Source organism: Listeria monocytogenes (assembly GCF_013282665.1).
GTDB lineage: Bacteria > Bacillota > Bacilli > Lactobacillales > Listeriaceae > Listeria > Listeria monocytogenes_C.
Genome location: NZ_CP054041.1, coordinates 1 through 21,092, shown reverse-complemented (window position 1 = coordinate 21,092; position 21,092 = coordinate 1). Strand labels below are relative to the sequence as shown.

At 38.5% G+C, this 21,092-nt stretch carries 20 protein-coding genes, 1 riboswitch and 1 other annotated feature; of the genes, 15 read left to right on the top strand and 5 right to left on the bottom strand.

All coding sequences use genetic code 11. The features are described from left to right. Positions 1-69 precede the first annotated feature (69 nt). Genes HRK21_RS00095 through HRK21_RS00075 form a run of 5 tightly spaced genes read left to right on the top strand, consistent with a single transcriptional unit; the run spans position 70 to position 6,266 of the window. A complete protein-coding gene (locus tag HRK21_RS00095) occupies positions 70-1,458 on the top strand; it encodes an isochorismate synthase (RefSeq protein ID WP_070006756.1) in 1,389 nt (462 codons plus the stop codon). Further along, positions 1,455-3,197, top strand: a complete 1,743-nt coding sequence (gene menD / locus HRK21_RS00090; protein ID WP_070006755.1) for a 2-succinyl-5-enolpyruvyl-6-hydroxy-3-cyclohexene-1-carboxylic-acid synthase — start codon at positions 1,455-1,457, stop codon at positions 3,195-3,197. The genes HRK21_RS00095 and menD overlap by 4 nt, the downstream gene beginning before the upstream one ends. A gap of 1 nt (position 3,198) precedes the next feature. Beyond that, entirely contained in the window at positions 3,199-4,026 is an 828-nt protein-coding gene (menH, locus tag HRK21_RS00085; protein ID WP_070006754.1) for a 2-succinyl-6-hydroxy-2,4-cyclohexadiene-1-carboxylate synthase, read from the top strand. Further along, positions 4,023-4,841 carry a 1,4-dihydroxy-2-naphthoyl-CoA synthase gene (gene menB / locus HRK21_RS00080; RefSeq protein ID WP_003723264.1) on the top strand — a complete coding sequence of 273 codons (819 nt, stop codon included), beginning with the start codon at positions 4,023-4,025 and terminating at the stop codon, positions 4,839-4,841. Before menH ends, menB begins: the two co-directional genes overlap by 4 nt. Positions 4,842-4,856: 15 nt before the next feature. Continuing rightward, the gene (locus HRK21_RS00075) at positions 4,857-6,266 is read left to right on the top strand and encodes an o-succinylbenzoate--CoA ligase (RefSeq protein WP_069888679.1); all 1,410 of its coding nucleotides are present in this window, start codon (positions 4,857-4,859) and stop codon (positions 6,264-6,266) included. Positions 6,267-6,287: 21 nt separating this feature from the next. Here the strand turns inward: HRK21_RS00075 and HRK21_RS00070 are convergent, their stop codons facing one another. Beyond that, entirely contained in the window at positions 6,288-7,241 is a 954-nt protein-coding gene (locus HRK21_RS00070) for a metal ABC transporter substrate-binding protein (RefSeq protein ID WP_070006753.1), read from the bottom strand. Positions 7,242-7,390: 149 nt separating this feature from the next. After that, positions 7,391-7,657, bottom strand: a complete 267-nt coding sequence (yidD, locus tag HRK21_RS00065) for a membrane protein insertion efficiency factor YidD (protein WP_003726086.1) — start codon at positions 7,655-7,657, stop codon at positions 7,391-7,393. 73 nt (positions 7,658-7,730) lie between these two features. Here yidD and ytkD point away from each other — a divergent pair, with 73 nt between their 5' ends. From ytkD to HRK21_RS00050, 3 genes are read left to right on the top strand one after another with little or no spacing between them, the layout of a single operon-like run. Further along, entirely contained in the window at positions 7,731-8,204 is a 474-nt protein-coding gene (gene ytkD / locus HRK21_RS00060) for an RNA deprotection pyrophosphohydrolase (protein ID WP_070006752.1), read from the top strand. A gap of 50 nt (positions 8,205-8,254) precedes the next feature. Next, on the top strand, positions 8,255-8,497 hold the full coding sequence (locus tag HRK21_RS00055) for a DUF2584 domain-containing protein (RefSeq protein ID WP_003727325.1): 243 nt from the start codon (positions 8,255-8,257) through the stop codon (positions 8,495-8,497). A gap of 16 nt (positions 8,498-8,513) precedes the next feature. Then, positions 8,514-9,425, top strand: coding sequence for an L-lactate dehydrogenase (locus HRK21_RS00050; protein WP_003739114.1), 912 nt, complete (start codon positions 8,514-8,516; stop codon positions 9,423-9,425). A gap of 39 nt (positions 9,426-9,464) precedes the next feature. On the opposite strand, the gene HRK21_RS00045 is transcribed toward HRK21_RS00050, so the two are convergent. Beyond that, positions 9,465-9,767, bottom strand: coding sequence for a hypothetical protein (locus tag HRK21_RS00045; protein ID WP_003729692.1), 303 nt, complete (start codon positions 9,765-9,767; stop codon positions 9,465-9,467). A gap of 206 nt (positions 9,768-9,973) precedes the next feature. Beyond that, a riboswitch (SAM riboswitch) is annotated at positions 9,974-10,082 on the top strand. Positions 10,083-10,189: 107 nt separating this feature from the next. On the opposite strand from HRK21_RS00045, the gene metK reads away from it, so the two are divergent. Further along, positions 10,190-11,389, top strand: a complete 1,200-nt coding sequence (gene metK / locus HRK21_RS00040; protein ID WP_003729691.1) for a methionine adenosyltransferase — start codon at positions 10,190-10,192, stop codon at positions 11,387-11,389. A 136-nt stretch (positions 11,390-11,525) separates the two neighbouring features. Then, the gene (gene asnB / locus HRK21_RS00035) at positions 11,526-13,391 is read left to right on the top strand and encodes an asparagine synthase (glutamine-hydrolyzing) (RefSeq protein WP_070006751.1); all 1,866 of its coding nucleotides are present in this window, start codon (positions 11,526-11,528) and stop codon (positions 13,389-13,391) included. Between the two features lie 27 nt (positions 13,392-13,418). On the opposite strand, the gene mnmM is transcribed toward asnB, so the two are convergent. Next, positions 13,419-13,994 carry a tRNA 5-(aminomethyl)-2-thiouridylate-methyltransferase MnmM gene (gene mnmM, locus HRK21_RS00030; protein ID WP_070006750.1) on the bottom strand — a complete coding sequence of 192 codons (576 nt, stop codon included), beginning with the start codon at positions 13,992-13,994 and terminating at the stop codon, positions 13,419-13,421. Continuing rightward, entirely contained in the window at positions 13,991-14,956 is a 966-nt protein-coding gene (mnmL, locus tag HRK21_RS00025) for a tRNA modification radical SAM protein MnmL/YtqA (protein ID WP_069888686.1), read from the bottom strand. Before mnmL ends, mnmM begins: the two co-directional genes overlap by 4 nt. Positions 14,957-15,084: 128 nt before the next feature. Further along, positions 15,085-15,286 (top strand) — a binding site (T-box leader). A gap of 73 nt (positions 15,287-15,359) precedes the next feature. On the opposite strand from mnmL, the gene leuS reads away from it, so the two are divergent. The 5 genes from leuS (at position 15,360) to HRK21_RS14125 (ending at position 20,658) form a co-directional block, all read left to right on the top strand. After that, positions 15,360-17,771 carry a leucine--tRNA ligase gene (gene leuS, locus HRK21_RS00020; RefSeq protein ID WP_003739110.1) on the top strand — a complete coding sequence of 804 codons (2,412 nt, stop codon included), beginning with the start codon at positions 15,360-15,362 and terminating at the stop codon, positions 17,769-17,771. 106 nt (positions 17,772-17,877) lie between these two features. Then, positions 17,878-18,264 (top strand): ArpU family phage packaging/lysis transcriptional regulator, encoded by a 387-nt coding sequence (locus HRK21_RS00015; RefSeq protein ID WP_070006749.1) that lies wholly within the window; start codon positions 17,878-17,880, stop codon positions 18,262-18,264. 200 nt (positions 18,265-18,464) lie between these two features. Then, positions 18,465-19,214: a 30S ribosomal protein S2 gene (rpsB, locus tag HRK21_RS00010; protein WP_003723971.1), complete on the top strand. Its 750-nt coding sequence runs from the start codon at positions 18,465-18,467 to the stop codon at positions 19,212-19,214. A 79-nt stretch (positions 19,215-19,293) separates the two neighbouring features. After that, positions 19,294-20,178 carry a translation elongation factor Ts gene (gene tsf / locus HRK21_RS00005; protein ID WP_070006748.1) on the top strand — a complete coding sequence of 295 codons (885 nt, stop codon included), beginning with the start codon at positions 19,294-19,296 and terminating at the stop codon, positions 20,176-20,178. Positions 20,179-20,376: 198 nt separating this feature from the next. Then, a complete protein-coding gene (locus HRK21_RS14125) occupies positions 20,377-20,658 on the top strand; it encodes a UU032 domain-containing protein (protein WP_508613279.1) in 282 nt (93 codons plus the stop codon). Positions 20,659-21,092: the final 434 nt, after the last annotated feature.

Genomic DNA, 21,092 nt, shown 5'->3' with positions numbered 1-21,092 from the left:
GCAAACCAAGCAGTTTAGCTCTATTTTTGGTATAATAGAAGATGTGAATGTAAAAGGAGAGATAAGCATATGAATACTAAATTGCCTCTTGATTTATTTAATCAAGCGAAACGTAGCGCAAGCCAAGATCAACCGGCTCTATTTAGCTGGGTAACTGAGTTAGATGAATTAGTGTCTCCAGTCAAATTGTTTAAAAAAGCTGGCACGGCTTTTAAAGGTGAGCGTTTTTTCTGGCAAAATCCAGAAATGACACTGACCATGACCGGTTTTGGTGTAACGAAACAATTTTTGGCGGAGAAGAAAAAAGATGCTTTTCTTGGACTGCAAGAGAAAATTGAGAAGAGACTGCGCACTAGTGTAACCAATGCAACCATAGATGCAACTGGACCAGTTTACTTTGGTGGTTTTGCCTTTGATCCTGAGCGTGATACAGAGAAAGAATGGCAAAGCTTTAAAGATGGCTTGTTTTATTTACCATTATTTATGTTAACGAATAAAGATGGTAAAAGTTACTTAACCGTTAATTTGTCTATCTACTCTGATGATACAGAAAGCAAATTAGAAGCTGTTTTTAATCAATGGCAAAAAATCATTCATCAAGAGGTTAATGAAACTGAAATGGCATTACTTACAGATTTTAAGGAAATCGGTAAAGATCATTTCCTAGAAACTGCAAGTGAAATTATCGATATGATTAATCATTCAGAAGACGTAAAAAAAGTTGTTCTAGCTAGACGAATGGGCTTGCGTTTCCAGCGCCAAGTAGATAGTGCCATTATTTTGGAAAATATGCTAGCAACACAAGAAAATAGTTATTTCTTCCTTATTGAAAAGGGAACAGGGGTCTTTTTCGGGGCAACTCCTGAAAGATTACTTGCAGTAAATGGAGATGAAATTCATTCGTCCTGTGTGGCAGGTTCTACGGAGCGCGGCGCTACCGAAGAAGCGGACGAAGCACTTGGAAATGCGCTGTTAAAAGATGCGAAAAACTTGCGAGAGCATTCTTATGTAGTGCAAATGATGGAAGAAACATTAAAACCATTTACAACTGGATTGTCGTTATCTAGCCAACCAGTACTTCTGAAAAATCGTGATATTCAACATCTATATATGAATATTACTGCGAAGAAAAAACCAGATGTTTCCATGCTTGAAATGGTGAAAGCACTTCACCCGACACCAGCGCTTGGTGGTTTACCTCAAAAAATGGGATTAGCCATTATTCGGATGAAAGAAGAAATGGATCGTGGTTTCTACGGAGCACCGATTGGTTGGGTTGATTTAAAAGGTTCTGGTGAGTTTGCTGTGGCCATTCGTTCCGGCTTAGTTGTCGATTCGCAAGGACTAATCTATGCTGGTTGCGGGATTGTTGGTGATTCTGTACCAAAAGAAGAATTACAAGAAACGGCGGTTAAATTCCAGCCAATGTTACGCGTATTAGGAGGCATAAAGAAATGACAAACCACGAACAAGTGCTGACAGATTATTTAGCTGCATTTATTGAGGAGCTTGTGCAAGCCGGTGTGAAAGAAGCGATTATTAGCCCGGGTTCACGTTCCACTCCGCTTGCACTGATGATGGCAGAACATCCGATTTTGAAGATTTATGTGGATGTTGACGAACGCTCGGCTGGCTTTTTTGCTTTAGGTCTAGCGAAAGCATCGAAACGTCCGGTTGTTCTACTTTGTACTTCAGGAACTGCAGCGGCGAACTACTTCCCGGCAGTTGCTGAAGCCAATTTATCACAAATTCCATTAATTGTTTTAACGGCCGATCGCCCGCATGAGCTTCGAAATGTTGGAGCGCCACAAGCGATGAATCAGCTGCATTTATATGGTTCACATGTTAAAGATTTTACGGATATGGCACTTCCTGAAAATAGTGAAGAAATGCTTCGTTATGCGAAATGGCATGGTAGTCATGCGGTGGATATTGCTATGAAAACCCCACGCGGCCCTGTGCATCTCAATTTCCCATTGCGCGAACCGCTTGTACCAATTTTAGAACCTTCACCGTTCACAGCTACCGGAAAAAAACATCATCACGTACATATTTATTATACGCATGAAGTATTGGACGATAGCTCGATTCAAAAAATGGTGACAGAATGCACTGGCAAAAAAGGTGTATTTGTAGTTGGCCCAATAGATAAGAAAGAATTGGAACAGCCGATGGTTGATTTAGCGAAAAAACTAGGTTGGCCGATTTTAGCTGACCCACTTTCTGGACTGAGGTCATATGGTGCGCTAGATGAGGTGGTAATTGACCAATACGATGCATTTTTAAAAGAAGCAGAGATTTTGGACAATTTAACGCCAGAAGTAGTGATTCGTTTTGGGAGTATGCCAGTTTCTAAACCACTGAAAAACTGGTTAGAAAGGCTTTCAGATATTCGATTTTATGTCGTGGATCCGGGTGCTGCATGGAAAGATCCGATTAAAGCGGTAACGGACATGATTCACTGTGATGAACGATTTTTACTGGATATCATGCTGCAAAATATGCCTAATGATGCGAAAGAGGTAGCTTGGTTAAGTAGATGGACAGCGTATAATAAGGTGGCGCGCGAAATTGTTTTAGCTGAAATGGCGAATACAAGCACTTTGGAAGAAGGGAAGATTGTTTCGGAATTACGCCGCTTGTTGCCGGACAAAGCTGGACTCTTTATTGGTAATAGTATGCCGATTCGCGATGTTGACACTTATTTTTCGCAAATTGATAAGAAAATAAAAATGCTCGCAAACCGTGGGGCTAATGGTATTGATGGGGTTGTTTCTTCGGCGTTAGGTGCTAGTGTTGTTTTCCAACCAATGTTTTTACTAATTGGTGATTTATCCTTTTATCATGATATGAATGGGTTGCTTATGGCGAAAAAATATAAGATGAACCTAACGATTGTGATTGTTAATAATGATGGCGGCGGGATATTCTCCTTCCTACCTCAAGCAAATGAACCGAAGTATTTTGAATCGTTGTTTGGGACATCTACCGAACTTGACTTCCGGTTCGCAGCTGCTTTTTATGATGCAGATTATCACGAGGCAAAATCGGTTGATGAGCTAGAAGAAGCGATTGATAAAGCTAGTTACCATAAAGGATTAGATATTATTGAAGTGAAAACAAATCGTCATGAAAATAAAGCAAATCATCAAGTACTTTGGGCTAAAATTGCAGACGCTTTAAAGGCATTAGATTAATATGCTAGTAAACGGTCGACATTATCATCTGACAACGGCTATAAGTGGAGAAAAGCCAGCTTTACTGATGTTACATGGTTTTACTGGAACTAGCGAAACGTTTCAAGCTAGTATTTCGGGTTTGAAAGAACGTTTTAATATTTTTGTACCAGATTTACTTGGGCACGGAAATACGGAAAGCCCAGAAGAAATAGCGCCTTATGCGATAGAAAGTATTTGCGATGATTTAGCTGAAATTTTACGTCAATTAGATATCAGTAGGTGCTTTGTACTTGGCTATTCGATGGGAGGGCGGGTCGCGACTGCGTTTGCAGCAACCTTTCCCAAAAGGGTTCGTGGACTTATTTTAGTTAGTAGCTCTCCTGGTCTTGAACAAGCAGACAGCCGCGCAAGTCGCGTTGCAGCTGATAATCATTTGGCAGACTGGATTGAAGAAGAGGATATGGAGTCTTTTGTGGACTACTGGGAAAATTTAGCTTTGTTTGCTTCCCAAAAAGTTTTGTCTGTTGAAATGAAAAAAAGAATTAGGTCAGAACGCCTATCGCAAAACTCGCATGGCTTAGCAATGAGTTTACGCGGGATGGGCACTGGAAAACAACCATCTTACTGGAAACATTTAGCGAACTTTACTTTTCCAGTGCTACTTATTACCGGTGCTTTAGATGCGAAGTTTGAAAAAATTGCGCGGGAAATGCAACAACTTTTACCAAATAGCACGCATGTCATAGTGGAAACAGCGGGGCATGCGGTTTATTTAGAACAACCAAACATCTTTTCGAGTCAGCTTATTAACTGGCTGGAAGTTATTTTGAAGGAGGAAAAAAAATGAGTTTTAATTGGCAAACAGAAAAAGTATACGAGGAAATCAAATATGAAAGTTACGAAGGAATCGCAAAAATTACGATTAACCGTCCAGAAGTACATAATGCATTTACACCAAAAACGGTAACGGAAATGATAGATGCATTCAACTTAGCACGTGATAATTCAGATCTTGGCGTGATTATTTTAACAGGAGAAGGCGAAAAAGCATTCTGTTCTGGTGGCGACCAAAAAGTTCGCGGTCACGGTGGATATGTAGGCGATGACCAAATCCCACGCTTAAACGTGCTTGATTTACAACGTTTAATTCGCGTTATTCCAAAACCAGTTATCGCAATGGTTGCAGGCTGGTCCATTGGTGGAGGAAATGTTCTTCAATTAGTATGTGACTTAACAATTGCAGCAGACAATGCGAAATTCGGACAAACTGGGCCGAATGTTGGTAGCTTTGATGCTGGTTATGGTTCTGGCTATTTAGCACGTGTTATCGGACATAAAAAAGCGAAAGAAGTATGGTTCATGTGCCGTCAATATACAGCGGACGAAGCACTTGAAATGGGCTGGATTAATACTGTTGTTCCTGTAGCAGATTTAGAAAAAGAAACAGTAGCTTGGGCAAAAGAAATGTTACAAAAAAGTCCAACTGCCTTGCGTTTCATCAAAGCAGCTTTCAACGCAGATACAGACGGTTTAGCAGGTATTCAGCAATTAGCTGGTGACGCAACACTTCTATACTATACAACAGACGAAGCCAAAGAAGGTCGCGATGCCTTTAAAGAAAAACGCGATCCAGACTTTGACCAATTTCCCAAATTCCCTTGATTTGAAGGTGTAAAAATGGACATGACAAACTGGCTTCAAAAACGAGTGCGGCTTTCTCCTAAAGAGACCGCGCTCGTTTTTGAAGGAAAAGAAGAAACATTTGAAGAAATAAGTGAGGCAGTAGAGCAAATTGCAGGTAAATTATTCGCGTTAGGCATTAGAAAAGATGAGATGATTGCTTTGCTTGGAAAGAATGATCGAATGACGTTTTTGCTTATTCATGCGCTGCAACAACTTGGTGCGGTCACTTTATTTCTGAATAATCGTTTGACAAAAAAAGAGATAGCGTTTCAACTCGCGAACGCTGAGGTAAAACATGTGATTGTAGCAGATTCGTTTGTAGATAAGGTAGCTAATGGGATTAGTTATGCTACTTTAGCGGAAACGAATTATGAAGTGCCAGCGTTGTTAGAAACATGGGACTTATCTCAAGCGGCTTCCATTATGTATACATCAGGAACAACAGGGAAACCAAAGGGTGTTGTGCAAACGTATGCAAATCATTGGTGGAGTGCTGTTGCTTCGGTGCTAAATTTAGGTTTAACAGAGAAAGATAGCTGGCTGTGTGCTGTACCGATTTTTCATATTAGCGGTTTATCCATTATGATGCGTTCCGTGATTTACGGAATTCCTGTCTATTTGGAAGAGCATTTCGATGAAGAAAAAATTACGCAATTGCTTGAAAGTGGTAAAATTTCTACGATTTCGGTCGTGACTTCTATGCTGGAACGCTTGTTGAAAATACAAGGTGGTAGTTATCATCCGAATGTACGAACTGTTTTACTGGGCGGCGGTCCTGCTAGTAAAAACGTTTTGGAAATTTGCAAACAGCGTGATATTCCCTTAGTGCAGTCATTCGGGATGACAGAAACAGCTTCGCAAATCGTTACTTTACCACCAAAAGATGCCTTAAATAAAATTGGTTCTTCTGGTAAAGCGTTATTTCCAGCAGAAGTGAAAATTGCGGATGACGGAGAAATATTGCTAAAGGGACCATCTATTACACCTGGCTATTTACACAATAAAAAAGCGACGGAAGCTTCGTTTGTAGATGGTTGGTTCAAAACAGGCGATATTGGCTATTTGGATGAAGAAGGCTTTTTATTTGTGTTAGAGCGTCGTTCTGATTTGATTATTTCGGGAGGAGAGAACATTTATCCCACTGAAATAGAACATGTCATTGCCGAGTATGAGGGCGTGAAAGAAGTCGCCGTTGTCGGTAAAACTGACGATAAATGGGGAAGTGTTCCCGTCGCTTTTATCGTTGTGGAAGAAACATTTGATGAGGATGAATTACGCTGTATCTGCCAAACTAACTTAGCTAGTTATAAAATTCCTAAACAAATAACGATTGTCGAAAATCTACCTAAAACAGCATCTGGTAAAATTCAACGCAATAAATTAAAAGAAAGGCACTCTAAGTAAAAAATAGAGCGCCTTTCTTTTTTAATAATGAAGAGCTTCTTTTAACGCTTTTAAATTATCGTTCATTATAGAAAGATAATCACGCTTTTGATCTATGTCTTTTTGCGTAAGTGTTTCTAAGTTGTGGAGTGTCCGTGTTTTTGTATTTGTTTCTTGTTGAATAACATTTGCTATTTTCGAGTTAGTGTTTTGTTCTAACATAATATATGGGATTTTCTCTGCTTCGATTTTTTCAACAATAGATTTCAGCTTTTTCTGTGAAGGTTCATCACTTGTTGATACGCCGGCAATAGGGATTTGGTGCAGGCCATATTCAGTTTCCCAGTAGCTATAGGCAGCATGTGCTGTCACGAAGTCTTTTTGTTTTGCTTCCTTTGTAACTGTGCGGAAATCTTGATCTAGCTTTTTCAATTTTTCTTCGACAGCTTGGTAATTTTTTTCGAACGTTTCTTTTTGATCGGGCATTTCTTTGATTAATTTATCTTTTACAACTGTTGCCATTTGTTCCATGTATACAGGGTTTAGCCATACGTGCGGGTTAATGTCGCCGTGTTCGTGTTCTTCTTCGCTTTCGTGGTCATGTTCTTCTGCAGCATCTGGATCTTTTGGCAAGTCTAATTTTTCAGCGGTAGGGACGAACGAGACATGTTCATTCGCGAGTGTTTTTTCCGCCTTATCTACGAATCCCTCCATACCGAGTCCGATGTAGAAGAATAAATCGCTATCGGCCATTTTCATCATGTCTTTTTGAGTTGGTTCGAAGCTGTGGGCATCAGAACCTGGTGGGTAAATGCTATGAACATCTACATATTCGCCACCGATTTGTTCTGTTAAATACTGCAATGGGTAAACAGTTGTATAAACAGTTAATTGATTACTCTTTGTCGCTTTTGTATCGCTCTCATCTGAACAGCCAGTAAGTATGAGTAATGTCGAAAATAGTGCAGTTAAAACAATAAGATATCTTTTTTTCAAACTATTCACTCCTCTAAATCGAAATAATTCTTGTTTAAATAATATACTAATCGTAGCAATTACGATTTATAGTCCGAATTTGATAATACCTTATTCTATCTTAAAAAGCAAGAAAAAAATGAACCGGCAAAAACCGATTCATGATATGATTAATGGTGGTGGTGAGCTTTACAGGAATGCTCGGAATCAGCATTCTTCTCTTTTTTAGGTGGCACAAAATCTAACCCACCTTTATGAAACGGGTGGCATTTAGAAATACGCCTAATGGCGAGGTAACTACCTTTTAAGGCTCCATGTGTCTGTATCGCTTCGATTCCATAGGCAGAACAAGTTGGATAAAAACGACAAGTAGCCGGAGTGAAACGCGAAATATATTTTTGATAAAGTCGGATTCCTCCGATAAGAATTTTTTTCATTGATATTCATCCTCTAATTTTCAGCTTAATTACAGCTTACCACATTTTTGAAAAAAGAAAAGGAAGTGAGTTTTTGTTTATTTATAAAGATACACTTGGAAACAAAGTAACCGTCTATTTTGAAGCGCAGGAAAATAATCCGGACGATGTGCTCGTTATACCTAAAACAGAGGAGGGTTGGCTTTTTACGGAACATAAAATCCGCGGACTGGAATTTCCAGGGGGAAAAGGCGAACCTGGAGAAACAAATATAGAGGCAGCGAAACGGGAGTTGATGGAAGAAACTGGCGCAATTAGTGGTGAGCTCCATTTTGTAGCTGATTATTTAGTCGAATCAGAAGAACGAACGTTTACTAAACGAGTTTATGTGACGCAGGTTAATTCCATCAAATCACTAGCTGATTACCATGAGACAAAAGGTCCTGTCATCATCCAAGGTGAGTTAAACCAATTTATTTTACAACCAGCTTTTAGCTTTTTTATGCGAGATGCTGGAATGGTCCGAATTGTGCAACAAGCCGAGCGAATCTTAAATGATAAAAACTAGTCAAATAGGGGCAATCTCTGCTATGATTAAAGAAACTGGAGGTGGGAAAATTGGGTATGCCACTAGAGGTAAACACAATGATTGTAACAAAAGGAAAAGAAAAGCGCATTTCTGATAATTTCTTTGAACTGGAAAAATTAGGTTATCGTATTTATCCGATTGATGTGCCAATCGCAGTACGTAAAACAAAAGAGGGCGAAACGCTTGGAGAAGCAATCCCTCGTAAACTTGTGTGGGAAAATAATAAAACCATCATTAAATATGAACTAATCGCATTAAATTCAAGTAATTAATTGTGGAGGGGATTTTTTGAAACGGAAGGTTGGAATAATTGGTACTGGTCATGTTGGGAGCGACGTGGCTTTTTCCCTTGTAACTCAGGGAATTTGTGATGAAATTGTGTTAATAGATAAAATCGAAACCAAAGCAGAAAGTGAAGCATTAGAACTACGCGATATGGCTTCGATGACGAATTCGTATACCACAATAACTTCGAACGACTGGAACGCACTAGGTGATGCGGATATCATTGTTATGGCAGTTGGCCCAGAAACGTTACTGCGCGAGGACCGTATGGAAGAACTCGTTGAAACAAGTCGATCAGTAGCTGAGGTTGTACCGAAAATTATCGCATCGGGGTTTAAAGGGATTTTTGTGAATATTACGAATCCATGTGATGTGATCACGATGCTTATTCAGAAATTATCTGGTTTTGATCATTCACGTGTATTCGGTACGGGAACATCCCTTGATACAGCAAGGATGAGACGAGTAGTAGGAGAAGCATTACATATTAATCCAAAGAGCGTGGAAGGGTACGTTCTTGGCGAGCATGGCGAATCACAATTCGTTGCTTGGTCTACGGTGAAAATTGGCGGGGTAAGCATCACGGATTATAAAACAACAACACCACTTGATTTACCAGCATTAAAAGATGCAGTTCGTGGTGGTGGTTGGAATATTTTAATGGGCAAAGGCTGGACGAGTTTTGGGATAGCCACAGCCGCAGCGGGAATTATCGATGCAATTTTAACAGATGCTAAACAAGCTTTTCCATTAGCTGTATTTTCTGATCAAGCGAATACTTACATTGGGCAGCCAGCTTTAATTGGTGCATCAGGGGTTATCAATGTTTTAGAGCCAAAATTAAGTACAGAAGAACAAATAAAATTTACGAATTCGGCTAGAATTATTCAACAAGCCTTTGACTTAATCAAATAAAAAAATGAGCTGTATGGAAGACTCCATGCAGCTCATTTTTTAGGCTGTTTTCGCTTTTTTCTTTTGTTTAGGTTTCTTTGATTTTCTGGAAATAAATCGAACTAAGCTAATGATAAGGGATACAACATATTCACCAAATGCACCGATAAAAATGGCAATCGCTATTTCGGTTTGGGACATCCCACCACCATAAAAGCTGATGAAAAATACCACGCCACTCGCAATCAATCCCATTGTTGCTAAGAAATATTTAAACCAATATAAACGAAAAACAAAATCAAATAAACAAACAACTGCTAGAAAACCAAGAAAAATAATCAAGGATAGCGGAATTAAACTCATAAATACAATCTCCTTTAGTTAAGTAAAACATCTTTTTTATCCATCTATCATACCACAGGTTACAAATAATGATAAGTGAAAAAATAATGAACGCTAATTTTCAACTGTTTTTAGCGGATAGATGACTGTTTTATCATAACACAAAATCGAATTATTATTGCATCTGGCCCCAGTTTATGTTATTCTATCTTAGAATTAAAATTTATCTCTTATCCAGAGCGGTAGAGGGACTGACCCTTTGAAGCCCAGCAACCTACACATATAAGTGAAAGGTGCTAATCTGTTGCAGGAGTATTATCTTCTGAACGATGAGAGCAAAGGTATAATTATAGCCTTTCTCTATTCGTGCGCGTTTCGTGCAAAATAGAGAGAGGCTTTTTATATGAGACGTATTTGGAGAGAACTGAAGGAGGAAAATAAAATTGGCTAAAAACCGTCATCTATTTACATCAGAATCGGTTTCTGATGGACATCCAGATAAAATTGCAGATCAAATCTCTGATGCAATTTTAGATGCAATCATTTCAAAGGATCCGGATGCACGTGTAGCTTGTGAAACTACCGTGACAACTGGTTTAGTATTAGTAGCGGGAGAGATTACGACATCTGTTTATGTAGATATCCCTAAAATCGTGCGCGATACCATTAAAGAAATTGGTTATACGCGAGCAAAATATGGTTTTGATGCAGAAACATGTGCTGTTTTAACGGCGATTGATGAACAGTCCCCAGATATTGCGCAAGGAGTCGACGAAGCACTAGAATCAAGAAGTGGTAAGGAAATCGATGCGGCTATTGAAGCAATCGGAGCGGGAGATCAAGGGTTAATGTTCGGTTTTGCAACAGATGAAACAGAAGAATTAATGCCACTTCCAATCTTTTTAGCACATGGTTTGGCACGTAAATTAACAGAATTACGTAAGACAAATAAATTAGATTACTTGCGTCCCGATGCGAAAACCCAAGTAACAGTAGAATATGATGAGTTTAATCAACCTGTTCGGATCGATACCATTGTTGTTTCCACACAACATCATCCTGACATTACACAAGAGCAAATCGCGAAAGACTTGCACACGTATCTTTTCCCAGAAGTAATTGATGCGTCTTTCTTAGATGAGGATACAAAATACTTCATTAATCCGACTGGCCGTTTTGTTATTGGTGGGCCACTTGGTGATGCGGGCTTAACGGGTCGTAAAATTATCGTGGATACGTACGGCGGTTATGCACGTCATGGTGGGGGAGCTTTCTCTGGAAAAGATCCGACCAAAGTAGACCGTTCTGGCGCTTATGCTGCAAGATATGTTGCCAAAAATATCGTTGCTGCAGGACTTGCTAAAAAAGTAGAAGTCCAAGTTGCTTATGCAATTGGCGTTGCTCGTCCAGTTTCTATCTCTATCGACACGTACGGGACAAGTGATTATTCCGAACAAGAATTAATCGACGGTGTAAATGCATTATTTGATTTACGCCCAGCTGGCATTATCCATATGCTAGACTTACGCCGCCCAATTTATCGTCAAACAGCTGCATTTGGTCATTTTGGCCGTAGCGATCTTGATTTGCCTTGGGAAAGAACTGATAAAGCAGAAGCGTTAAAAAAATTAATCGTAAAATAAGTCTAACCGAGCATTTCATCTCAGAAATGTTCGGTTTTTTTCTTTCCTAAACAGTGCAAAGAAAGTCTAGTTATGATATGATAGACGTTGTGAAAAAAAGATAAAATGATTATCTATATAGAGGAGAAATGTTACCATGTGTGGATTTGTAGGATGCGTACATGACCGCATTACAGAAATTACTGGCGCTGATAAAGAAACCTTTAGACAAATGAATAGTATGATTACGCACCGTGGGCCAGATGATGAAGGGTACTTCACAGATGATCACGTGCAGTTTGGTTTCCGCCGTTTAAGTATTATTGATGTAGAAAACGGTCATCAACCCTTAACGTATGAAAATGAACGTTACTGGATTATTTTTAATGGAGAAGTTTATAACTATGTGGAACTCCGCGAGCAATTAGTTGCTGAAGGAATGACATTTGAAACCGAAAGTGATACCGAAGTAATTATCGCTACATATGCGAAATACAAAGAAAAAACAGCAGAACGTCTTCGTGGGATGTTTGGTTTTGTCATTTGGGATAAACAAGAAGAACTTGTTTACGGCGCACGCGACCCATTCGGCATTAAACCATTTTTCTATGCAGAAGAAGACGGCAAACTGTTCATGGGTTCTGAAAAGAAATCCATTTTACATGCATTAAAAGAAAAAGAATTAGATGAAGTTTCATTACAAAACTATATGACTTATCAATTCGTTCCAGAACCAGATTCCTTAACTAAAAATGTAAAACGTTTAGAACCAGGACATCAGTTCACGAAGAAAATTGGTCAACCAATGGAAATTACTACTTATTGGAAAGCATCTTTTGCACCAGTAACTAAATCAGAAGACGCATGGATTAAAGAAGTGCGTGACGTGATGTACGATTCTGTTAAAATGCATATGCGTTCCGATGTACCAGTTGGTTCATTCCTATCTGGTGGTATTGATTCATCGATTATTGCTGCGATCGCCAAAGAATACCACCCAGCAATCAAAACATTCTCTGTTGGTTTTGAACGCGATGGATTCAGTGAAATCGATGTTGCAAAAGAAACAGCAGACAAACTTGGCGTAGAAAACATTAGTTATGTTATTTCGCCGGAAGAATATATGAAAGAACTACCAAAAATTGTTTGGCATATGGATGATCCACTAGCTGATCCGGCTGCTATTCCGCTTTATTTCCTATCAAGAGAAGCACGCAAACAAGTAACAGTTGCATTATCAGGTGAGGGCGCAGATGAACTATTTGGCGGTTATAACATTTATAACGAACCAAATTCCCTTGCAATGTTTAACAAAATGCCAGGCGTATTTAAATCCATGTTAAATAGTGTGGCGCGTATTATGCCAGAAGGAATGCGTGGTAAAAGTTTCTTAGAACGTGGAACTACTCCAATGGAAAAACGTTATATTGGAAATGCGAAAATGTTCACGGAAAAAGAAAAACAAATTTTACTTCCAAAATACCAAGCTGGACATGATTATACGAACATTACAGATCCATTTTATGCGGAAACAACGAATTATCATCCTGTAGAAAGAATGCAGTATATTGATATTCATACGTGGCTTCGCGGAGATATTCTCTTAAAAGCTGATCGCATGACAATGGCTAATTCACTAGAAGTCCGTGTACCTTTCCTTGATAAAGAAGTGTACAATGTGGCAAGAAATATTCCAGATACAATGAAAACAACTAACGGAACTACGAAATATATCTTACGTAAAGCGGCAGCAACATTTGTACCAGAACACGTACTTAATCGACGTAAACTAGGATTCCCAGTACCAATTCGTCACTGGCTAAAAGACGAAATGAACGCTTGGGTTAAAAATATCATTAAAGAATCACCAACCGATCATTTAATTAACAAACAATATGTTCTAGACTTACTAGACGATCACTGTGCTGGTAAATTCGACTACAGTCGTAAAATCTGGACAGTTGTTATTTTCATGATTTGGTACGATGTATACGTAGCAGACAAATACGACTTCGGAAAATAAAAAGAAAACCTAGACAGGCTAATTATACTAGCTTTGTCTAGGTTTTCTTTTTTCGATGACAATGACAAATGGCGCATCATTTTTTTGATTAATAAATTGATAAGATAAAACGTGGAAATCTTGTTGTGGGATTGTTTCACAAAAAGCCATGACAGCATCTTTTTCCAGTTTTCCAGCTGGATGACCGTGATAAATCACAAGAATAATGACGCCACCAACTTCTAGCAGCTCCATTAAATGACCAATGCTTTCTAACGTTGAATCTGCAGTTGTTGTAATTTCTTTGTTGCCACCAGGTAGATATCCGAGATTGAAAATAGCGGCACGAACAGGTCTGGATGTGTAGGCAGGGATACGAGCATGGCTAGCGCAAATGAGCTCCACTTGCGAAGAAACACCCGCATTTTCTAAACGAGCCTTCGTGGCATCCACAGCCACTTGTTGGATATCAAATCCAAGCACATGTCCATTAATACCTACGAGCTCCGCTAGCAAAAGCGTATCATGCCCGTTACCACAAGTGGCGTCAATCACATAATCACCAGGGCGAACTACTTTCCGGAGCGTATCGTGAGCGAAAGGGAGAATGCCTCTTAAGTTCATTCAGAAATCACTTCCACAGGTTGATAGAATTTTCCTTGCCAGCTATCTCTTCGAACAAGTTCCGCATCAATCGCATTCAGCACTTCAAACTTATTTAAACTCCAAACAGGGCCAATTAAATCATCTACGCCACCGTCACCAGTAATACGGTGAATCACCATCTCAGGTGGCAATATTTCTAGTTGATCAGCTACTAAGTTTACATAGCCATCCCGAGTTAAAAATTCTAAGTCGCCTTTTTTATAATCTTCTACCATTGGCGTTCCTTTTAACAAATGAAGCAAATGGATTTTGATACCATCTACGCCGCTTTCGACTACTTTCCGGGTTGTTTCCATCATCATTTCCGGTGTTTCTTTTGGAAGTCCATTAATAATGTGTGTACAAATTCGGATATTGTGCTTTTGCAGTTTGCGCACGCCTTCTACATAACAATCATAGTCATGCGCCCGATTAATTAAGCGACCAGTCTCATCATGAGCAGATTGCAATCCAAGCTCCAGCCATAAATAAGTACGTTCATTTAATTCAGCCAAATACTCCACGACATCATCTGGTAAACAATCCGGCCGTGTTGCAATCGAAAGTCCAACTACGCCTGGTTCATTCAATACAGTTTCAAATTTTTCGCGCAACTCGGCAACCGGTGCGTGTGTATTCGTGAAAGCTTGGAAATAAGCGATACATTTCCCATCTTTCCATTTCGTTTGCATTTTGTCGCGAACTTGCTGGAATTGTACTTTTAAATCAAGCGCTCGATTGCCAGCAAAGTCCCCAGAACCAGCCGCGCTACAAAATGTACAACCACCATGCGCTACAGTACCGTCACGATTTGGACAATCAAAGCCGCCATCCAGCGCCACTTTGTATGTCTTTTGCCCAAATTCTTCTCTTAAGCAGTAGTTCCACGTATGATATCTTTTATTATCATTACTATATACAAATGGATTCGTTTGTTTCACTAGTTTTAGACTCCTTCAAATGAAATTCTCCATTCATTTTAGCACATATTGTTAGGAAAGTTAGATAAATCTTCAGAGCGCTTGCTAAAAAAATGAAATTCAGCTACAATAAAGCTAATGAATTTTGCGAAAAAGCGATGAATTGGAGTAGTAATCCGCTAATTTTGATGTGAAGAGAGCTGACGGTTGGTGCAAGTCAGTCACAAAATCTGGATGAACTTACCATGGAGCTTGGGTGTATCCCCGTTTTCCGCGTTAAGGAATTGATAAGTTGAGTGGTCAAACACTAATGTGGGTGGTACCGCGGGAGAAGCATCTCTCGTCCCATGGCGATAAGCCGTTGGGATGTAGGGATTTTTTTGTAGCCAAAATTCGATATTTTAAGGAAAAGAGGATGAGTAAAGTGACATTTAATCACAAAAAAATGGAACCAAAATGGCAACAATATTGGAGTGAACATAACACTTTCAAAACAACAGAAGATAAAAATAAAGAAAACTTCTATGCACTAGATATGTTTCCTTACCCATCTGGAGCAGGTCTGCACGTAGGACATCCAGAAGGTTATACAGCAACAGATATTTTATCTCGTATGAAACGAATGCAAGGGAAGAACGTACTTCATCCAATCGGTTGGGATGCTTTTGGTCTTCCAGCAGAACAATATGCGATTGATACTGGAAATGACCCAGAAGAATTCACCGCACTTAATATTGCAAACTTTACTCGCCAAATTAAATCACTTGGTTTTTCCTACGATTGGGATCGTGAAATCAATACAACAGATCCTGAATATTATAAATGGACACAGTGGATTTTTGAAAAACTATATGAAAATGGCTTAGCTTATGAAGCCGAAATCGCTGTAAACTGGTGTCCGGCGCTGGGTACAGTTTTAGCCAATGAAGAAGTTATTGATGGCAAAAGTGAACGCGGTGGCTTCCCGGTTTTCCGTAAACCAATGCGTCAATGGATGCTTAAAATTACCGCATACGCAGATCGTTTGTTAGATGATCTTGATCTAGTGGATTGGCCTGAAAATATTAAAGATATGCAACGTAACTGGATTGGTCGTTCAGAAGGCGCAGAAGTTACTTTTAAAATTAAAGATAGCGATGAAACGTTTAATGTCTTCACAACACGTCCAGATACACTTTTTGGCGCAACATATACTGTTTTTGCACCAGAACACGAACTTATCGAAAAAATTACTACACCAGAACAAAAAGAAGCTGTAGAAGCTTATAAAAAACAAGTAGAACTTAAAAGTGAGCTAGAAAGAACCGATCTTGCAAAAGATAAAACAGGCGTCTTCACAGGAGCTTACGCAATTAATCCAATCAATGGCGAAGAAGTGCCAATTTGGATTGCGGACTATGTGTTGATTCAATATGGAACAGGTGCAATTATGGCCGTACCAGCCCACGATGAACGCGACTTTGAATTCGCGCAACAATTTGGTTTGAATATTCGTCCTGTTCTTGAAGGCGGTGACGTGACAAAAGAAGCATTCACTGGCGATGGACCACATATTAACTCTGATTTCCTGAACGGACTGGCTAAAGCAGAAGCAATTACTGCTGCAATTGATTGGCTAGAAAAAGAAGGCATCGGTAGTCGTAAAATCACGTATCGTTTGCGCGATTGGTTGTTTAGTAGACAACGTTACTGGGGTGAGCCAATTCCAGTTATCCACTGGGAAGACGGCGAAACAACGCTTGTACCAGAAGACGAACTACCACTACTTCTGCCAAAAGCAACGGAAATCAAACCATCAGGAACAGGCGAATCTCCTCTTGCCAACCTGCATGATTGGGTAAACGTAACAGACGAAAACGGTCGAAAAGGTCGTCGTGAAACAAATACCATGCCACAATGGGCGGGCTCAAGCTGGTATTTCTTGCGTTATATCGATCCAAAAAACAGCGAAGCAATTGCTGACAAAGAAAAACTAGCAGAATGGCTTCCAGTTGACGTTTATATCGGCGGGGCAGAGCATGCTGTCCTTCACCTTCTTTACGCACGTTTCTGGCATAAATTCTTGTACGATATCGGCGTAGTTCCGACAAAAGAACCTTTCCAAAAACTATTTAACCAAGGAATGATTCTTGGCGAAAATAACGAAAAAATGTCCAAATCTAGAGGGAATGTCGTTAACCCAGATGAAGTAGTAGAAAAATACGGTGCAGATACTCTTCGTTTGTATGAAATGTTCATGGGACCACTAGAAGCTTCGATTGCATGGAACGAAAACGGTCTAGAAGGTGCGCGCAAATTCCTAGACCGCATCTGGCGCCTGCTAGTGACTGATGAAGGCATACTCGCTGAAAAAGTGACAACCGATGCGAATGCTAATTTAGAAAAAGCGTATCATCATATGGTAAAAACAGTTACGAATCATTACGAAAACCTACGTTTCAATACTGGGATTTCGCAACTAATGATTTTCATCAATGAAGCATACAAACAAGATACGATTCCAAAACAATATGTCGAAGGTTTCGTGCAACTCTTGTCACCAATCGCACCACACCTTGCAGAAGAATTGTGGGAAATCCTAGGTCACACAGAAACAATCAGCTACGTAGCTTGGCCAACATACGATGAAACCAAACTGGTAGAAGATGAAGTAGAAATAGTTCTTCAAGTCAATGGCAAAGTAAAAAGTAAAATCACCGTTGCCAAATCTCTCGAAAAAGAAGCACTAGAAAAAATCGCACAAGAAGACGACAAGATGAAAGAAAACCTAGAAGGAAAAACAATCCGTAAAGTGATTGTCGTTCCAGGGAAACTTGTAAATATTGTTGCGAATTGATTGGAAAAGCTTTGAAATTAGTTTTATTACTAATTTTGAAGCTTTTTTTTACGCAGCTAGCATAACAAATAAAAACCTCATTTTGATAGTATTAAAGTAAAATGAGGTGTCAACGACGAAAAACAATATAGATTACATTAAAACAGTACAAAACATAAAAAATTTTTTTGATGAATTCCAATATTTGGTTTTTCTACTAGGTTCTAAAAATAAAATAAAGCTCAATACAGACGGATTAATAGAAATAAAAGTGTTAACAGGTAATAAAATAAGTTTGACTCCTATAGGCCATTTAGTTCAATTCTATATAGGAATATTAAATGACATGAAAGCAATACATCGTTTTATTTTAATTAAATGTTATATCAATAAGCAAAAAGATATTCTAACAATGATGGAAATGCCTTATGAAAGTGCGCAATTTAAAAGAATAAAAAAATATGCTGTTCTTAGTTTAGCCGAAAAGCTTGAAATGATTGTTGAAAAAAATTAGTTATAGAAGAAAGAAGATAGCTAACATAGGTTGCATATTTCCTGTTTTTATGGTATATTAGGAAACAGTGTTAAATCACACACGCACGGTGACAGACTGAGAAGGTGCTTAATGATTTGTTCGCTTAAGTTTTTCAGCTGGTTGATCCATGCGGAGGGCGGTTAATCCGCAAAAAATAAACCAATAGGAGGGAATAACACATGCCTGTTATTTCAATGAAACAATTACTCGAAGCAGGAGTTCACTTCGGCCATCAAACTCGCCGTTGGAACCCAAAAATGAAGAAATATATCTTCACAGAAAGAAATGGTATTTATATCATTGACCTACAAAAAACAGTGAAAAAAGTAGACGAAGCTTTCAACTTCATGCGTGAAGTAGCTAGCGACAACGGAACTATCCTGTTCGTAGGAACTAAAAAACAAGCGCAAGAATCCGTTCGCGACGAAGCTATCCGTTCTGGACAATATTTCGTGAATCATCGTTGGTTAGGTGGTACTTTAACTAACTTTGAAACTATTCAAAAACGTATTCAACACCTTAAAAAAATCGAAAGAATGGAAGCAGATGGAACTTTTGAAGTCCTTCCTAAAAAAGAAGTTGTCCTTCTTAAAAAAGAACAAGAAAAATTAGAACGCTTCTTAGGCGGAATCAAAGACATGAAAGGTCTTCCTGATGCATTATTCATCGTTGACCCACGCAAAGAACGTATTGCGGTTGCAGAAGCTCGTAAACTTCATATTCCTATCATCGGTATTGTTGATACAAACTGTGATCCGGATGAAATCGACTACGTAATCCCTGCAAATGATGACGCTATCCGCGCGGTTAAACTTTTAACTGCTAAAATGGCTGACGCTATCATTGAAGTGAACCAAGGGGAAGAGTTAACGGAAGCGGAAGTTGCTCCTGTAGAAGAAAAAGCTACAGAAGAAACTACGGAAGCATAAGATTTTATTTGAAACTTTCAAGGTGATAAGGCACTATTCTTATCACCTTTTTTAAAGAGAAAAATTGGAGGGAAAATAAATGGCTAATATTACAGCTCAAATGGTAAAAGAATTACGCGAAAAAACTGGTGCTGGTATGATGGATTGTAAAAAAGCACTTGTAGAAACAGAAGGAGATATGGAAAAAGCAATTGATTATCTTCGTGAAAAAGGAATCGCTAAAGCTGCGAAAAAATCTGACCGTGTTGCTTCTGAAGGTATGACTCATGTAATCAGCAATGAAAAACATGCCGTAGTACTGGAAGTTAATGCTGAAACAGATTTCGTTGCTAAAAACGATAACTTCCAACAATTAGTTGACGCTTTAGCTAAACAAATTCTTGCAGTTCGTCCAGATAGTTTAGAAGACGCACTTAAAACAGAAATGCCTAATGGCCAAACTGTTCAAGACTACATTACTGAAGCAATTACAAAAATCGGTGAAAACATTTCCCTTCGTCGTTTTGAAGTAAAAGAAAAAGCAGACAACTCTGCTTTCGGTGAATACATCCACATGAACGGACGTATTGGTGTTCTTACACTTCTTGAAGGAACTACTGACACTACAGTTGCTAAAGACGTTGCAATGCACATCGCTGCAATCAACCCTAAATACATTTCTCGTGAAGACGTTTCTACTGAAGAAGTGGAAGACGAAAAAGAAGTATTAACGCAACAAGCATTAAACGAAGGTAAACCAGCTAATATCGTTGAAAAAATGGTAGAAGGCCGTTTGAAAAAATATCTAAGCGAAATTTCCTTAGAAGACCAACCTTTCGTTAAAAACCCAGACATCACTGTAGGTGAATACGTGAAACAAAGCGGTGGTAAAGTTGTATCATTCGTACGTTTCGAAGTAGGCGAAGGAATCGAGAAAAAAGAAGATAACTTTGTTGAAGAAGTAATGAGCCAAGTGAAAAAATAAATCCACTTTAAATTGATTTTATATGATATCAAAACCCCGTGTTTTCTTAGGAAATACGGGGTTTTTATTTTTGGGGTTTCATTTAAATATCATCCTTAAATGTATCAATAAAATAATTCCTCACATTCAAATAAACTGGAAAAATATTTTATCTTGTTCACTTCCACATTACCACACTATTGAAATGCTAATAAGGAAATTGCGATAAAAGTGATGATGCAATTTTATCCTAAATATGAGGAAGAATTGGAGATTTGGGAATTTGGAGTTGGCGGCAGCTCAAGAATAATTGCAAGCGTAACTAGAGAAGATGATTATAGTATTGTTAGACTGTTATTTATTGATTATCACCATCTTATTTATCCAAGTGAGGTTGGTAGTAACAACACAACTGATACTAGTAGACAAGCATGCAAATGGTGCCTAAATAAAAATTATAATACCGAAACACTAATCCGTAGTTGGGGCTTTTTTATGTAAATAAATACTCCGAAATTTTTCCGAGATTGCATTCATATAAAACAGCTATAGTTGAATGAAATTACTAGATGCAAAAAAATCTATGCACTTATTATTGTATGAGCATTGATTAAGGATTAATGATTTTGAGTTTCGGTGAATAATTATACTATATTATTCATCAAGCGATAATTAAAAATGATAATAATTAAATAAAAGATAAAATTTTATAATTTTAATAACATATATTTTGAGTGAATGTGTATTTTTTGTAACAAATAAAAATAAGGATGTATAAATCGTGAATAATAACTCGTGTTGAGTATTATTTTGCGACCAAAAACACAATATTGCACAAATTGTGTAAGAATAATTTTAAATAAGGTTCGTTTTTAATCATTCACGACAAGAATCAGGCATTTCATTACATTTTTGGTTATACGTTAGAAATTTGT

Bases quoted from the DNA above. Each gene is read 5' to 3' on its own strand.
- HRK21_RS00095 (WP_070006756.1), top strand. From the start codon at position 70: ATGAATACTAAATTGCCTCTTGATTTATTTAATCAAGCGAAACGTAGC.
- menD (WP_070006755.1), top strand. From the start codon at position 1,455: ATGACAAACCACGAACAAGTGCTGACAGATTATTTAGCTGCATTTATT.
- menH (WP_070006754.1), top strand. From the start codon at position 3,199: ATGCTAGTAAACGGTCGACATTATCATCTGACAACGGCTATAAGTGGA.
- menB (WP_003723264.1), top strand. From the start codon at position 4,023: ATGAGTTTTAATTGGCAAACAGAAAAAGTATACGAGGAAATCAAATAT.
- HRK21_RS00075 (WP_069888679.1), top strand. From the start codon at position 4,857: ATGGACATGACAAACTGGCTTCAAAAACGAGTGCGGCTTTCTCCTAAA.
- yidD (WP_003726086.1), bottom strand. From the start codon at position 7,657: ATGAAAAAAATTCTTATCGGAGGAATCCGACTTTATCAAAAATATATT.
- HRK21_RS00045 (WP_003729692.1), bottom strand. From the start codon at position 9,767: ATGAGTTTAATTCCGCTATCCTTGATTATTTTTCTTGGTTTTCTAGCA.
- asnB (WP_070006751.1), top strand. From the start codon at position 11,526: ATGTGTGGATTTGTAGGATGCGTACATGACCGCATTACAGAAATTACT.
- mnmM (WP_070006750.1), bottom strand. From the start codon at position 13,994: ATGAACTTAAGAGGCATTCTCCCTTTCGCTCACGATACGCTCCGGAAA.
- rpsB (WP_003723971.1), top strand. From the start codon at position 18,465: ATGCCTGTTATTTCAATGAAACAATTACTCGAAGCAGGAGTTCACTTC.
- tsf (WP_070006748.1), top strand. From the start codon at position 19,294: ATGGCTAATATTACAGCTCAAATGGTAAAAGAATTACGCGAAAAAACT.